We start from the raw sequence: 14,280 nt of genomic DNA, 5'->3' as shown, positions 1-14,280 counted from the left end.
ATCAGTCGTCGTCGCCGGGGTAGCGCGGGTCCACCTCGGCCGGCTCGATCCCGAGCAGCTCGGCGACCTGCTCCACCACGACGGTGAGGATGATCGCCTCGAGGTCGGCCCGGTCGCCCGCGCGGTGCTCCAGGGGCCGGCGGAACACGACGAGGCGGGTGGGTTTCGTACCGCTCCCGCGCACGAGCGACGACAGCGGCACGTGGCCGGAGTCCCAGTCGTCCGGCAGCTGCGGGGTGTCCTCGACGGCGTACTCCAGCAGGCCGAGGTGCTGCGACCAGCGCGCGTCGATCTCGGTGACGACGTCGAGCATGATCCGGTCGAACAGCTCGCGGCGGCGCAACGGCCGCGGCGGGCGGTGGCTGGTGTCCGGCCAGGTCAGCGGCAGGACCGCGGGGCCGCGCATGCCGCGTCCGCGACGGTCGCGCCGCGGGCGGGCGACCCGGGTCTCCTCGTCCTCACTCATCGTCCAGCGAGCCTATCCAGCGGATCACCCTCCGGGCGGTACCGTCTGCCGCGTGAGCGCGATTCCGGCACCGCAGGGCATGCGCACCTGCTCGCGCACCGCGTGCGCCCGGCGTGCGGTGGCGACCCTGACCTATGTGTACGCCGACTCCACCGCCGTCCTCGGACCGCTCGCCACCTTCGCGGAGCCCCACGCCTACGACCTGTGCGACCAGCACAGCGAGCGGCTCTCCGCACCGCGCGGCTGGGAGGTCGTCCGGCTCTCCCTCGGCACCCAGCAGCAGGGACCGAGCGGCGACGACCTGCTCGCGCTCGCCGACGCCGTCCGGGAGGCGGCTCGTCCGGTCCCGCAGCCGGTGGTCGAGCAGCCGCGCGAGAGCGGCCGTGAGGTCGCCCGCAAGGGCCACCTGCGCATGCTCACCACCGAGTAGTCCGGCGGGGACAGTCGTGCACTAGTGTCCGGGTCATGGCCAGTGCCACGACCTCACCGGACAACCTGAGCAAGGTCTTCAAGGCCTACGACGTTCGCGGCATCGTCGGCGAGCAGCTCGACGAGGACCTGGCGCGCGCGACCGGAGCGGCGTACGTCGAGGTGCTCGGTGTCGACGCGATCGTGGTCGGCTACGACATGCGGCCCAGCTCGCCCGCCCTCGCGGGTGCGTTCGCCGACGGCGCGACCGGAGCCGGCGCCGACGTCACCATGATCGGCCTCGCGTCGACCGACCAGCTCTACTTCGCCTCGGGCCACCTCGGCCTGCCGGGGGCGATGTTCACGGCCAGCCACAACCCCGCGCAGTACAACGGCATCAAGATGTGCCGCGCGTTCGCGCAGCCGGTCGGCATGGAGAGCGGCCTGGCCGAGATCCGCGACCGCGTGGCGACCGGCACGGCCGTCGCGAACGGTGGCGGGTCGGGCTCCATCGGCTCGCACGACGTACTCCAGGCCTACGCCGCGCACCTGCTGTCGCTCGCGCCGGTCACGGGTCGCCGCATCCGGGTCGTCGTCGACGCCGGCAACGGCATGGCCGGGCACACCGCGCCCGCGGTCTTCGACCGGCTCGCCGACCAGGTCGAGATGGTGCCGATGTACTTCGAGCTCGACGGCACGTTCCCCAACCACGAGGCCAACCCGATCGAGCCGGCCAACCTGGTCGACCTGCAGAAGCGGGTGCTCGCGGAGGGTGCCGACATCGGCCTGGCCTTCGACGGCGACGCCGACCGCTGCTTCCTCGTCGACGAGCGCGGCGAGCTGGTCTCGCCCTCGACGCTGACCGCCCTCATCGCCGCCCGCGAGCTCGCCAAGGAGCCCGGCGCGACGGTGATCCACAACCTGATCACCTCCCGCGCCGTGCCGGAGATCGTCGCCGAGCTCGGCGGCACGCCCGTCCGGACCCGGGTCGGCCACTCCTACATCAAGGCCACCATGGCCGAGACCGACGCGATCTTCGGCGGCGAGCACAGCGGCCACTTCTACTTCCGCGACTTCTGGCGCGCCGACTCCGGGATGCTGGCCGCGCTGCACGCGATGGCCGCCCTCGCCGAGGCCGACGTGCCGCTGTCGACCCTGCTGGCGTCGTACGAGCGCTATCCGCTGAGCGGCGAGATCAACAGCACGGTGGCCGACCAGGCGGCCGTGCTGGCCGAGCTCGAGCAGACCTGGAGCTCGAAGGACGGCGTGAGCGTCGACAAGCTCGACGGCCTCACCGTCAGCCACGCGGACTGGGCGTTCAACGTCCGCGCCTCCAACACCGAGCCGCTGCTGCGGCTCAACGCCGAAGGGAAGGACGAGTCCACCATGGCCCGAGTCCGCGACGAGGTCCTCACCACCATCAGGGGCGAGCAGTGAGCGCCCCCGAGATCTCGCCGGAGCTGCTGGCGATCATCGTGTGCCCGGCCTGCCGGTCCGACCTGGCGCTCACCGCTGCCGGTGACGCGACCGAGCTGGTCTGCAGCGGCTGCGGCCTGGCCTACCCCGTGCGCGACGGCATCCCGGTGCTGCTCGTCGACGAGGCCCGCAAGCCCGCCTAGCCCACCGGAGACAGGGGAGCGGCATGGTCTGGTTCGACGAGTCCCGGCTGGACGACGAGGGCGCGCTCGCGTCGGCGGACCTCCGCCTGCGCACGCTCGCCGAGTCCGGAGCCCGGGTACGACGTGAGGTCGGCGACTCCGCGGACGCGATCGCCGAGGCGGTGGCGCGGGCCAGCGAGGCCCGGCCGCGTGCGGTGATCGCCGCGGGCCCGGACTCCCGCCTGCTGCGGGCGGTGCTCGAGCCGTTCTGCCCGGTCCCGTTCGTGGCGTGGCCGTCGCCGGCGCTGCCCGGCTGGGCCGGGAGCCTCGACCTCGTGGTCGTGCTCGCCCCGGAGGGCGGTGACGCGGGGACGGCGCTGGCCGTGGCCGAGGCCGCCCGTCGCGGCTGCCAGCTGGTCGTCGCGACGCCCCGCGACTCGGTCGTCGCCGAGCACGCCACCGGCCGCTGGGCGACGCTGCTGCCGACCAGCACCGGCGACCAGCTCGCCACGGCGGTCGCGATGCTGTCCTTCCTCGACCAGGTCCACCTCGGCCCGACCGCCGACCCCGAGTCGGTCGCGGAGGCGCTGGACGCGGTCGCGATCGCCTGCTCGCCGCACCGCGACATCTCGATCAACCCGGCCAAGATGCTGGCGATCTCGCTGGCCGACGCCAGCCCGCTGATCTGGGGCGGGTCGGTGCTCGCCGCCCGGGCCGCCCGCCGGGTCGCGGAGTCGACCCGTCGTACCTCCGGGCGCACGGCCCTCGCCGGCGACGCCGAGCACCTGCTCCCCGTCATCGAGGCCGCGCGTCCGCGCAACGTCTTCGCCGACCCGTTCGCCGACGACACGGGCGACCGGCGCCCGGTGCTGGTGATCCTCGACGACGGCGTCGACGACCCGGTGGTCCGCGACCAGCGGATCCGCCTCGAGGAGGGCGCGACCGCTCACGACGTGCGCATCGAGCACGTCTCCTCGGAGGCCGTCGGCGAGGTCGCGCGCTACGCGTCGCTGCTGCTGCACGGCACCTACGCGGCCGAGTACCTCCGCCTCGGCCTCGTCGCCGACTGAGCGTCCCGGAGCCCGCGACGGGGCAGCGCGGCTCACAGCCACGCTTTGTCTGACACTTGGACTCCTCCCAGCGTTCTTGGGTACCAAGGAGTGATGGCCACTCCTCGTGACCCCTCGCTCGACAACGCCAAGATGGGACTCGTCGTCCTCGTCGTCCTCGGCCACACCTGGGCGCTCCTGCCGTCCGAGGCCGAGGCCGCGTGGCACCTCTACGACTTCGTCTACCTCTGGCACATGCCGGCCTTCGTGTTCCTCTCCGGCTACCTCTCCCGGGGCTTCCACTACAGCCCGGCGCGGATGTGGCAGCTGGTCACCGACCTGCTCGTGCCCTATGTGCTCTTCGAGGGCCTGCTCGCGTGGTTCCGGCTGCACGTCGGGGGCGAGCGGTTGCAGGACCTGTGGCTCGATCCGCACTTCCCGATGTGGTACCTCCTCGCCCTGGTCGCGTGGCGGCTGGTCACGCCGCTGCTGCGACCGCTGCCGGGAGCCGTCGTCGTGGCGGTCGCGATCAGCATCGGCAGCGGCTTCCTGCAGGGGGAGTGGATGGCGCTGCTGGACCTGCCCCGCATCCTCGGCTTCCTGCCGTTCTTCGTGCTCGGCCTGAAGACCACGCCCGAGGCGCTGGAGTGGGTGCGCGGCCGCTTCCCGGCCGTCCTCGGTGCGGTCACCTTCGCCGTGATCGCGGTGCTGGCGGTCAACCTCGACCGCTGGGCGTCGACCGGCTACCTCTACCAGCGGCCGTTCGACCTGATGGACGTCCCCGACTCCACCGCCGTGCTGACCCGGCTGCTGGTGATGGCGGTCGGGCTCGCGGGCACCTTCGCGTGGCTCGCGCTCGTGCCGCGGCGCAGCGGCTGGTTCACCCGGATGGGTGCCGCGACGATGATCGTCTACCTCTTCCACGGCTTCGCCGTGAAGGGCATCGAGTACGCCGGCTTCCCCGCCTGGTTCGACGGCCACCCGTGGCTGGGGCTGCTCGCCGCCACCGGGTTCGGCCTGGCCGTGGCGCTCGGGCTGGCGGCGCCGCCGGTCCGGCGGGTGCTCGGTCGCGTGGTCGACCCGTTCGGCCCGGCCCAGCGGCAGCTGCGGGAGGCGGTCGACCTCGCGGTCGTCGCCGCCGCGCACGAGGAGGACTCCGAGCCGGTGGCGGTGGGGACCCGTTAGCGGCCCGGTAGCCTTCGGGCCATGAGCGCCGGCCTCTTTGGACTCCTCGACGACGTCGCTGCGATCGCCAAGCTGGCCGCGGCCTCCGTGGACGACGTCGGCGCCGCCGCGGGCAAGGCGACCGCCAAGGCCGCCGGCGTGGTCATCGACGACACCGCGGTGACGCCCCAGTACGTCCACGGCCTCGCCGCCGAGCGCGAGCTGCCGATCGTCAAGAGGATCGCGGTCGGCTCGATCCGCAACAAGCTGCTGATCATCCTGCCGGCGGCGCTGCTGCTCAGCGAGTTCCTGCCCGACCTCCTGCCGATCATCCTGATGCTCGGCGGCACGTTCCTCGCCTACGAGGGCGCGCACAAGATCTGGCACATGGTCTCCCACCACGAGGAGCACGAGGCGCCCGTCGCCGAGATCGGCCCCGACGCGGAGAAGGACCTCGTCGCCGGCGCCGTCCGCACCGACCTCATCCTGTCGGCCGAGATCATGGTCATCGCCCTGGACTCGGTGAAGGACGAGAGCTTCTGGACCAAGCTCGGCACGCTGCTCGTCGTCGCCGTCGTGATCACGATCGCGGTCTACGGCGTCGTGGCGCTCATCGTGAAGATGGACGACGTCGGCCTCAGCCTCACCCAGCGCTCCTCCGCCTTCGCCAAGCGGCTCGGGCACGGCCTGGTCGCGTTCATGCCGCGGCTGCTCGCGATCATCTCCGTCGTCGGCACGATCGCCATGCTCTGGGTCGGCGGCCACATCCTGATGGTCAACATCGCCGACAACCACGGCTCCGGGATCGACCTCTGGAACGCCCCCTACGACTGGGTCCACGGCATCGAGCACGACATCGAGCACGCGGTCCACGGCTTCGCCGGCAGCGCCCTCGCCTGGCTCGCCAACACCGGCATCTCCGCCGTGATCGGGCTCGTCGTCGGTGCGGTCGTGGTGGTCGTCGTACGCCTGCTGCCGTTCACGGGCGACAAGGACCCGATCGAGCGGTACGACGACGGCGCGCCCGCCGCCCACTGACCCCGGAGGAGGGGCCCCTCGGGTCCTCCCGATGATTGCCCGCGCGTCGAGGGCCGCTTGTAAGGTGGTCCACGTCATGCGCGGGAGATCCCGACGATGCGCAGATGCGCCGCAGGACCCAGCTGTCATTCGACACTCGAACCTCGAGGATCACTTTTCATGGACTACAAGGTTGCTGACCTGAGCCTGGCCGAGTTCGGCCGCAAGGAGATCGAGCTCGCCGAGCACGAGATGCCCGGCCTGATGGCGATGCGCGCCCGCTACGGCGCCGACCAGCCGCTCAAGGGCGCCCGGATCGCCGGCTCCCTGCACATGACCATCCAGACGGCCGTCCTGATCGAGACGCTCACCGCCCTCGGCGCCGACGTCCGCTGGGCGACCTGCAACATCTTCTCGACGCAGGACCACGCCGCCGCCGCCGTCGTCGTCGGCAAGGAGGGCACCATCGAGGCCCCCGCCGGCACGCCGGTCTTCGCGTGGAAGGGCGAGACCCTCGCGGAGTACTGGGACGAGGCCGAGAAGGTCTTCGACTTCACCGACGCCGACGGCAACAAGGTCGGCCCGAACATGCTGCTCGACGACGGCGGCGACATCACGCTGCTCGTCCACAAGGGCCTCGAGTTCGAGAAGGCCGGCGCGGTCCCCTCGCAGGACAGCACCGACAACGAGGAGTACAAGGAGGTCCTCCGGGTCCTCGCGCGCTCCCTCGACAACGACCCCACCCGCTGGACCAACATCGCCGCCGGCATCAAGGGCGTCACCGAGGAGACCACCACGGGCGTCCACCGCCTCTACGAGCGCTTCAAGGAGGGCTCGCTCCTCTTCCCGGCGATCAACGTCAACGACTCGGTCACCAAGTCGAAGTTCGACAACAAGTACGGCTGCCGCCACTCGCTGGTCGACGGCATCAACCGCGCCACCGACGTCATGATCGGCGGCAAGGTCGCGGTCGTCTGCGGCTACGGCGACGTGGGCAAGGGCTCGGCGGAGTCGCTGCGCGGCCAGGGCGCGCGCGTCATCGTCACCGAGATCGACCCGATCTGCGCCCTGCAGGCCGCGATGGACGGCTACGAGGTCAAGCGCCTCGAGTCCGTCGTCGAGTACGCCGACATCTTCGTCACCACGACCGGCAACTTCGACATCATCAAGGTCGAGCACTTCGAGAAGATGAAGAACCAGGCCATCGTCGGCAACATCGGCCACTTCGACAACGAGATCGACATGGCCGGCCTGGCGAAGATCCCGGGCATCGTCAAGGACGAGATCAAGCCCCAGGTCCACCAGTGGATCTTCCCCGACGGCAAGAAGGTCATCGTCCTCTCCGAGGGCCGCCTGCTGAACCTCGGCAACGCGACCGGCCACCCGTCGTTCGTCATGTCGAACTCGTTCACCAACCAGGTCCTGGCGCAGATCGAGATCTTCACCAAGACCGACGACTACGAGATCGGCGTCTACGTCCTGCCGAAGCACCTCGACGAGGAGGTCGCGCGCCTCCACCTCGACGCGCTCGGCGTGGAGCTCACCGAGCTCACCAAGGAGCAGGCGGCGTACATCGGCGTCGACGTGGCCGGGCCCTACAAGCCCGAGCACTACCGCTACTGAGCGCTGACACCGAAGCCCCCGCACCCACTCCGGGTGCGGGGGCTTCGTGCTCGTCTCTCCTAGGATGGGTGACATGACACCCGCCGCCGGCGCGCCGTTCCCGACCAAGGGCCGCGTCCTCGTCGTCGACGACGACGCCCCGCTGGCGGAGATGCTCGCGATCGTGCTGGGCCAGGAGGGCTTCGAGAGCCGGGTCTGCCCCCGGGGAGACACCGCGCTGGCCGAGTTCCGCGACTACCGGCCCGACCTCGTCCTGCTGGACCTGATGCTGCCCGGCAAGGACGGCATCGACGTGTGCAAGGAGATCCGGGCGGAGTCCGGCGTACCGATCGTCATGCTCACCGCCAAGGGCGACACCGTCGACGTGGTCGTCGGCCTGGAGTCCGGCGCGGACGACTACGTCGTCAAGCCGTTCAAGCCCAAGGAGCTGGTCGCCCGGATCCGGGCGCGGGTCCGCCGCACCGAGCCGGTGCCGCCGGAGACCCTCGCCATCCGCGACCTCCAGATCGACGTCGCCGGGCACTCGGTCACCCGCGACGGCGCCGAGATCCCGCTGACACCGCTGGAGTTCGACCTCCTGCTCTGCCTGGCCCGCCGGCCCGGGCAGGTGCTGACCCGGCAGGTGCTGCTCGAGGAGGTCTGGGGCTACCACCACGCCGCCGACACGCGGCTGGTCAACGTGCACGTGCAGCGGCTGCGGTCCAAGGTCGAGCACGACCCGGAGCACCCCGAGATCGTGCTGACCGTCCGGGGGGTCGGCTACAAGGCCGGCTCGGCGTAGTCCTGCCATGCTGCGCGACCTCTGGACCCGCCTCTCACCCGCGGTACGACGAGCGCTCACCTTCTGGCGCCGGTCGATCCAGGCGCGGGTGGTCGCCAGCACGGTCGTGCTGTCCGCGCTGGTGGTCAGCGCGGTCGGCTGGATCCTCCTGCAGCAGGTCCGGCAGGGACTCCTCGAGCACCGCGTCGACGTCGTGCTGGGCGAGGTCGACGCCGAGATGGGCGATGCCCGCGACCGGCTCGAGGCCGCGTCGGGCCGCGAGGTCAACGTGGGCCGGCAGCAGCGCGACCTCGTCGACCCGATCATCGACCGGGGCGCCAGCCGCGGCTACAGCGTGGTGCTGGCCGGACCCGAGGGCGAGGACATCCCGCTGCGCGAGGGCGGCGGCGAGTACACGAGCGGGCTCGACCTGGTCAGCGTCCCGGAGGACATGGAGGCGCACTTCGACGGCGTCGGCCGAGCCACGGCGTGGACCTACACCGAGATCGTCCGCGAGGAGTCCGGCGAGTCCTCGTCCGTGCCCGGCATCATCGTGGGCTCGCAGGTGCAGCTGCCGTCCGACGGCAAGACCTACACCCTCTACTACCTCTTCCCGCTGTCGGAGGAGCAGGAGACGCTGGGCCTGGTCACCCGGGCGCTGCTGACCGCCGCCGGCCTGCTGCTGGCGCTGGTCGCCGGCCTCACGTGGCTGGTGACCCGCCAGGTCGTGACGCCCATCCGACTGGCCCGGCAGATCGCCGAGCGGCTGGCCGCCGGGCGTCTCCAGGAGCGGCTGCAGGTCACCGGCGAGGACGACATCGCCCGGCTGGCCTACTCGTTCAACCAGATGGCGACCAGCCTGCAGCGACAGATCCGCCAGCTCGAGGAGCTCAGCTGGGTGCAGCGCCGCTTCGTCTCCGACGTCTCGCACGAGCTGCGGACCCCGCTGACCACCGTCCGGATGGCCTCGGACCTGCTGCACGACGCCCGTGCCGGCTTCGACCCGGCCTCGGCCCGCGCGGCCGAGCTGCTGCAGGCCGAGCTGGACCGCTTCGAGAACCTGCTCGTCGACCTGCTCGAGATCAGTCGCTTCGACGCCGGCGCGGCCGTGCTCGCACCCGAGGACGTCAACCTCGACGACATCGTCAACCGGGTGGTGACCGCGGCCCAGCCGCTGGCCGACCAGCGCCACGTCCGGGTCATGGTCGAGCACCCCGACGACCCGGTCCGCGCCGAGGTCGACAGTCGCCGGGTGGAGCGGATCCTGCGCAACCTGGTCACCAACGCCATCGACCACGCCCTCGCCGACGACCCGACCGAGGCGGTCGTCGTCCGGCTCGCGTCGGACGAGGAGGCGGCCGCGATCACGGTCCGCGACCACGGCGTCGGGCTCGCCCCCGGCGAGGCGGCGATGGTGTTCAACCGGTTCTGGCGCTCCGACCCCGCGCGGGCCCGCACCAGCGGCGGCACCGGGCTCGGCCTGGCCATCGCGCAGGAGGACGCCCACCTCCACGGCGGGTGGCTGCAGGCGTGGGGCCGCAGCGGGCAGGGAGCCCAGTTCCGGCTCACCCTGCCGCGCCGGGCGGGTGCCACGCTGCGGCACAGCCCGCTCCCGCTCATCCCCGAGGACGCCGTCTCGTCGGACGCCGCCGTCGTCGCGGGACCCGATGCCGTCGTACCCGTGCAGGAGGTCGACCGGTGAGGTCCGTACGACGCCGCGCGCTCCCCGTCCTCGGGGCGCTCGCCCTCCTGCTGTCCGGCTGCGTGTCGCTCCCGACCCAGGGCCCGGTCGTCGACAGCGACGTGATCGACGCCGAGGACACCCACCAGGCCAGTGACATCGATGCCCGCCCGCCCGCGGAGGGGGCGTCCCGCTCGGAGGTCGTCAGCGGCTTCCTCGACGCGATGACGGCGTGGCCGGTGCAGATCAACGTCGCGAAGAAGTTCCTGACCGACGAAGCCGCCGCGGGGTGGAACCCGGAGCGCGAGACTGTGGTCTACAGCGACCTCCCGCTCGCGACCCGCGAGGCGGGCAACACCGTCCGGGTGCGGCTCGGCGCTGCCGACGCCCTCGACCGCGCGGGCGCCTGGCGCGGAGCCCTGGCCGGCGACGACCTCGACCTCAGCTTCCGCCTCACCGTCGAGGGCGGGGAGTTCCGCATCGCCGACCCGGCCGACGCCCTCGTGGTCCCGGCGAGCTGGTTCCAGCAGCGCTACCGGCAGGTGTCCCTCTACTTCTTCGACCCGATCGCGCAGATCCTCGTCCCCGAGCCGGTCTTCGTCCCGCAGGGCGACCAGCTCGCCACCAGCCTGGTCGCCGGCCTGTTGGCCGGGCCGCCGCCGCGCGCCCGTGGCGTGGTGCGCTCGTTCGTGCCGTCAGGCCTCTCGGTCGGGCTCTCGGTGCCGGTCGACGAGCGCGGCGTCGCGGAGATCAACCTCGTCGGCGACGCGCCGCGGCTGACGGCCGAGGAGTCGGAGCTGATGCTCGCGCAGCTGGCGTGGACGCTGCGCCAGGACCCGGCCATCCGGGCGCTGCGGGTGTCCGTCGGCGGTGAGGACCTGCAGATCCCCGGTGGTGCCTCCCAGTTCGCCGTCGACGGGGGGCAGGCCTTCGACCCCGCGGGCGACGAGGCCACCACGCTGCTGTTCGGACTCACCCGCGGCCGGATGGTGTGGGGCAGCTCGGGCAACCTCGTGACGGCGACGGGGCCGTTCGGCGACCAGGACGCCGACCTCGACGCGATCTCCGCCCGTCCCGACGCCGCCGTCGCGGCGGCCGTGGACTCCGACGGCCACCGCGTCCGGGTGGGACCGGTCCGGGCCCGGCAGGGAGCCGCGGCCGTGCCCCGCACGATCCTCAGCGGAGGCACCTACGCCCGGCCCTCCTGGGACTTCGCCGGTCGTCTCTGGGTGCTGGACCGGCGGCGCACGGGCGCCCGGGTCCTCCTCGTCGAGGACGACCGGGTCCGCGAGGTCGAGGTGCCCGGCATCAGCGACCGCGACGCGCGGGCACTGGTGGTCTCCCGTGACGGCACCCGGCTCGTGGGCGTCGTGCGCACCGCCGGGGGAGACGAGGTGGTCGGCGTCCGCGTCCTCCTCGACGGGCGCGGCCGGGTCTCCCGGACCAAGGCTCCCTTCCTCATCAGGGAGGCGGAGGGGACCGTGATCGACGACCTCGCGTGGACCAGCCCGATCCGGGTCGGCCTGCTCACGACGACCGCTCCCGGGTCGCTGTACGAGGTCGACGTGGTCGCGGCCGACGGCGCGACGGTCGGCGTCGACGTCCTCTCCACGATCGTGTCCGGGCGGCTGCTCGGTCTCGCCGCCGCCCCGTCGGTGGGCACACCGATGTTCGCGGTGTACGCCGACCGCTACGTCGACATGGTCGACCAGGAGGAGTACACCGACGGCGCGCCCCTCACGCAGCTCGACTACGCGGGCTGACGCCCGGTCGCGGTCCACCACCTCGGTTCTCCGCCGCGGTTCTCCACCTCGGTTCTCCACAGGCCGCCCCGGCCGCGTTGTCGCCCGGCGCGGACCTTGGTGGAGTGGGGGAGTGCCGCTGCTGCAGGATCTCGCCGACGGCTTCGGCGACCTCGTCCTCGGTGCCGCCTGCCTCGGGTGCGGGCGCCCCGGGCGCGCGCTGTGCCGGGGCTGCCGCGACGCGCTGCCCCGCGCGGCCGCGCCGCACTGGCCCACCCCGGTCCCGCCGGGCCTGGTGCCGCCCTATGCGGTGGGCGCCTACGAGGACCCGCTCCGCGCCCTCGTGCTGGCCCACAAGGAGAGGCGGGTGCTGTCGCTCGCGCGCCCGCTCGGGGGACTCCTCGCCGCCTCCGTCGCGCAGGCCCTCGCCGACGCGGGCGCTGCCGGTGGCGTCGTCCTCGTGCCGGTGCCGTCGCGGCCCGCAGCGGTGCGTGCGCGGGGGCACGACCCGACGACGGCGATGGTCCGGGCGGCGACCGCCGTCCTGCGTGCCGAGCGCGACGTGGTGAGCGCCCGGCTGCTCCGGGTGCGGCCCGGCGTGGTCGACCAGGCCGGCCTCGACGCCTCCGCCCGGGCCGCCAACCTGGCCGGGTCGATGGCGGTCTGCGGCGACGTCGTACGACGTCTCGGGCGCCGCCGCGCTCGAGCCCACGTGGTCGTCTGCGACGACGTCCTGACCACGGGCGCCACGCTCCGCGAGGCGCAGCGCGCGCTCGAGTCGGTGGGCCTCCCCGTGCTCGCCGCGGCGACGGTCGCGGCCACGCGTCGCAGGGCCCTTCGCGAGGAGTAGAACGTCCCGACTTGCGGGTCAAGCCTTTCGTCGCAACCGACGACGGACTAACGTCTCTACATGGAGTCCGCCCGGGTCCGTGGTTGCGCCGCACAGGCCGGGCAGACGCCCTGCCCGGTGCGGCAAGCCGATGCCAGTCGCAGGCGAAACGGCCCACGTAAGTCGACCTCCGGGTCGGCGATCACGGTGCGGCTTAGTCGTAAGTCCTGCCTCGGACCGGACGTCAGATGCGTCCGCCTCCGGGAGAAGGTCGGTAGTGGCAAGAAGCTGCGGAAGCCTCAGCAGGCGGGTGTGGGGACGAAGACCAGGTCGGCCGGGCGGACTCCACTGCCTTCAATGGCGCGAGCGCGTCGTCGCCTCGCTCCGCCGCGCTGCCGCGCGCGCGGTTCCCGTGACGCCGCACCCTTTGAACGTCCCGTCCAGAAACGGCGGGCGACCCCATCACCGAAACCCCTTGGAGGTAACTGATGGACGTTGTGGTCACCGGAAGGCACTGCGAGATCTCGGACCGGTTCCGGGCGCACGCCGCGGAGAAGCTCACGAAGCTGGAGAAGCACGACCACCGGATCATCCGGGTCCATGTGGAGGTCGACTGCGAGCCGAACCCCCGTCAGCACGACCAGAGCGTCCATCTGGAGCTCACCGCGATCTCCAAGGGCCCCGTGATCCGTGCCGAGGCGTCGGCCGACGACAAGATGGCCGCCCTCGACCTCGCCCTCGACAAGATGGCTGCCCAGATGCGGCGCGCCGCCGACCGCCGCCGGGTGCACCGCGGCCGTCGTACCCCCGTGTCCGTGGGCCGCGCGCTCTCCGACGTCCCGCTCGACGGCCTGGGCGGGACCGCGGTCGAGGAGGAGGACGCCGCGATCGAGCGCCAGGTCGGCCCGATCACGGTGACCGGCGACGGTCCGCTCGTCGTGCGCGAGAAGACCCACCCCGCGAGCCCGATGACCCTCGACCAGGCGCTCTACGAGATGGAGCTGGTCGGCCACGACTTCTACCTCTACGTCGACAAGGAGAGCGAGCGGCCGGCCGTTGTCTACCGCCGTCGTGGGTACGACTACGGAGTGATCTCGCTCGACGTCGACAACCAGGGAGGGTGACCGGACGATGAGTCGGCAGCCGATCGGGCGGCTGGGCGTTTTCGGTGCCGACGGCGTGGCGGATCTGGGACGTCCCGCCATTCCGTCGGTCAGCCGTGGAATGATGCCCGTGTGGCGAGTGGGAATCCACCGGCGGCCCCAGGACATGGACACCCTGTGAGCGAGCCGGTACGTGTGGTCGTGGTCGACGACCAGGAGCTGTTCAGGCGCGGTCTGACCATGCTCCTGGGCATCGAGCAGGGCATCGAGGTCGTCGGGGAGGCCAGCAACGGCGCCGACGGCGTGGCCCTGGTCGTCAGCTCCGCCCCCGACGTGGTGCTGCTCGACGTGCGCATGCCGAAGCAGTCCGGGATCGAGGCGTGTGTCGCGATCAAGGAAGCGGTCCCGACCACGAAGATCATCATGCTCACGATGTCCGACGACGAGGCCGACCTCTACGAGGCGGTCAAGAGCGGCGCCTCGGGCTACCTCCTCAAGGACTCCTCCATCGAGGAGGTCGCCCAGGGCATCCGCGTGGTCGCCGACGGCCAGTCCCTGATCAGCCCGTCGATGGCCGCGAAGCTGATCGACGAGTTCAAGACGATGTCGAAGCCGGAGCGCAGCGCCGGCCCGGCGCTCAAGCTCACCGAGCGCGAGCTCGAGGTGCTGCGCCTGGTCGCGCGCGGCCTGTCCAACCGCGACGTCGCCTCGCAGCTCGCCATCAGCGAGAACACGGTGAAGAACCACGTCCGCAACATCCTGGAGAAGCTGCAGCTGCACTCCCGGATGGAGGCGGTCATGTACGCCGTCCGGGCCAAGCTCGTGGACCTCGACTGACGC

Annotated in this window: 14 protein-coding genes; 13 read left to right on the top strand and 1 reads right to left on the bottom strand. The window is 72.1% G+C overall.

Annotation, left to right across the window (positions count from 1 at the left end; all coding sequences use genetic code 11):
- Position 1: 1 nt before the first annotated feature.
- Entirely contained in the window at positions 2-466 is a 465-nt protein-coding gene (locus BJ993_RS03365; RefSeq protein ID WP_036541313.1) for a metallopeptidase family protein, read from the bottom strand.
- 79 nt (positions 467-545) lie between these two features.
- Between BJ993_RS03365 and BJ993_RS03360 the strand changes: the two genes are divergently transcribed.
- The 13 genes from BJ993_RS03360 (at position 546) to BJ993_RS26470 (ending at position 14,277) form a co-directional block, all read left to right on the top strand.
- Positions 546-896 carry a DUF3499 domain-containing protein gene (locus BJ993_RS03360; protein ID WP_036541315.1) on the top strand — a complete coding sequence of 117 codons (351 nt, stop codon included), beginning with the start codon at positions 546-548 and terminating at the stop codon, positions 894-896.
- Between the two features lie 35 nt (positions 897-931).
- Positions 932-2,311 carry a phosphomannomutase/phosphoglucomutase gene (locus BJ993_RS03355; protein ID WP_036541317.1) on the top strand — a complete coding sequence of 460 codons (1,380 nt, stop codon included), beginning with the start codon at positions 932-934 and terminating at the stop codon, positions 2,309-2,311.
- Complete coding sequence (locus BJ993_RS03350; protein ID WP_179647726.1) at positions 2,308-2,493, top strand: Trm112 family protein; 186 nt, start codon at positions 2,308-2,310, stop codon at positions 2,491-2,493. The genes BJ993_RS03355 and BJ993_RS03350 overlap by 4 nt, the downstream gene beginning before the upstream one ends.
- Positions 2,494-2,516: 23 nt before the next feature.
- Positions 2,517-3,542: an SIS domain-containing protein gene (locus BJ993_RS03345; RefSeq protein WP_179647725.1), complete on the top strand. Its 1,026-nt coding sequence runs from the start codon at positions 2,517-2,519 to the stop codon at positions 3,540-3,542.
- A 93-nt stretch (positions 3,543-3,635) separates the two neighbouring features.
- Positions 3,636-4,706 (top strand): acyltransferase family protein, encoded by a 1,071-nt coding sequence (locus BJ993_RS03340; RefSeq protein WP_179647724.1) that lies wholly within the window; start codon positions 3,636-3,638, stop codon positions 4,704-4,706.
- Positions 4,707-4,727: 21 nt separating this feature from the next.
- Entirely contained in the window at positions 4,728-5,723 is a 996-nt protein-coding gene (locus BJ993_RS03335) for a DUF808 domain-containing protein (protein ID WP_179647723.1), read from the top strand.
- Positions 5,724-5,882: 159 nt separating this feature from the next.
- Entirely contained in the window at positions 5,883-7,325 is a 1,443-nt protein-coding gene (ahcY, locus tag BJ993_RS03330) for an adenosylhomocysteinase (RefSeq protein WP_179647722.1), read from the top strand.
- Positions 7,326-7,389: 64 nt separating this feature from the next.
- Positions 7,390-8,106 (top strand): MtrAB system response regulator MtrA, encoded by a 717-nt coding sequence (gene mtrA / locus BJ993_RS03325; RefSeq protein ID WP_444547289.1) that lies wholly within the window; start codon positions 7,390-7,392, stop codon positions 8,104-8,106.
- A 7-nt stretch (positions 8,107-8,113) separates the two neighbouring features.
- On the top strand, positions 8,114-9,787 hold the full coding sequence (gene mtrB, locus BJ993_RS03320) for an MtrAB system histidine kinase MtrB (protein WP_179647721.1): 1,674 nt from the start codon (positions 8,114-8,116) through the stop codon (positions 9,785-9,787).
- Positions 9,784-11,529, top strand: a complete 1,746-nt coding sequence (locus tag BJ993_RS03315) for an LpqB family beta-propeller domain-containing protein (protein WP_179647720.1) — start codon at positions 9,784-9,786, stop codon at positions 11,527-11,529. The genes mtrB and BJ993_RS03315 overlap by 4 nt, the downstream gene beginning before the upstream one ends.
- A gap of 112 nt (positions 11,530-11,641) precedes the next feature.
- Positions 11,642-12,358: a ComF family protein gene (locus tag BJ993_RS03310; RefSeq protein WP_179647719.1), complete on the top strand. Its 717-nt coding sequence runs from the start codon at positions 11,642-11,644 to the stop codon at positions 12,356-12,358.
- 467 nt (positions 12,359-12,825) lie between these two features.
- Positions 12,826-13,461: a ribosome hibernation-promoting factor, HPF/YfiA family gene (hpf, locus tag BJ993_RS03305; protein WP_036541334.1), complete on the top strand. Its 636-nt coding sequence runs from the start codon at positions 12,826-12,828 to the stop codon at positions 13,459-13,461.
- Positions 13,462-13,617: 156 nt separating this feature from the next.
- Positions 13,618-14,277: a response regulator gene (locus BJ993_RS26470; RefSeq protein WP_242530297.1), complete on the top strand. Its 660-nt coding sequence runs from the start codon at positions 13,618-13,620 to the stop codon at positions 14,275-14,277.
- The last annotated feature ends 3 nt before the right edge of the window (positions 14,278-14,280 follow it).

Origin of the sequence: Nocardioides aromaticivorans (assembly GCF_013408525.1) — a bacterium.
GTDB lineage: Bacteria > Actinomycetota > Actinomycetes > Propionibacteriales > Nocardioidaceae > Nocardioides > Nocardioides aromaticivorans.
Note: the sequence above shows the minus strand (reverse complement) of the source record. Positions and strands in the feature narration are given on the sequence as shown.

Bases quoted from the DNA above. Each gene is read 5' to 3' on its own strand.
- BJ993_RS03355 (WP_036541317.1), top strand. From the start codon at position 932: ATGGCCAGTGCCACGACCTCACCGGACAACCTGAGCAAGGTCTTCAAG.
- BJ993_RS03340 (WP_179647724.1), top strand. From the start codon at position 3,636: ATGGCCACTCCTCGTGACCCCTCGCTCGACAACGCCAAGATGGGACTC.
- BJ993_RS03335 (WP_179647723.1), top strand. From the start codon at position 4,728: ATGAGCGCCGGCCTCTTTGGACTCCTCGACGACGTCGCTGCGATCGCC.
- mtrB (WP_179647721.1), top strand. From the start codon at position 8,114: ATGCTGCGCGACCTCTGGACCCGCCTCTCACCCGCGGTACGACGAGCG.
- BJ993_RS03345 (WP_179647725.1), top strand. From the start codon at position 2,517: ATGGTCTGGTTCGACGAGTCCCGGCTGGACGACGAGGGCGCGCTCGCG.
- ahcY (WP_179647722.1), top strand. From the start codon at position 5,883: ATGGACTACAAGGTTGCTGACCTGAGCCTGGCCGAGTTCGGCCGCAAG.
- mtrA (WP_444547289.1), top strand. From the start codon at position 7,390: ATGGGTGACATGACACCCGCCGCCGGCGCGCCGTTCCCGACCAAGGGC.
- BJ993_RS03360 (WP_036541315.1), top strand. From the start codon at position 546: ATGCGCACCTGCTCGCGCACCGCGTGCGCCCGGCGTGCGGTGGCGACC.
- BJ993_RS03365 (WP_036541313.1), bottom strand. From the start codon at position 466: ATGAGTGAGGACGAGGAGACCCGGGTCGCCCGCCCGCGGCGCGACCGT.
- hpf (WP_036541334.1), top strand. From the start codon at position 12,826: ATGGACGTTGTGGTCACCGGAAGGCACTGCGAGATCTCGGACCGGTTC.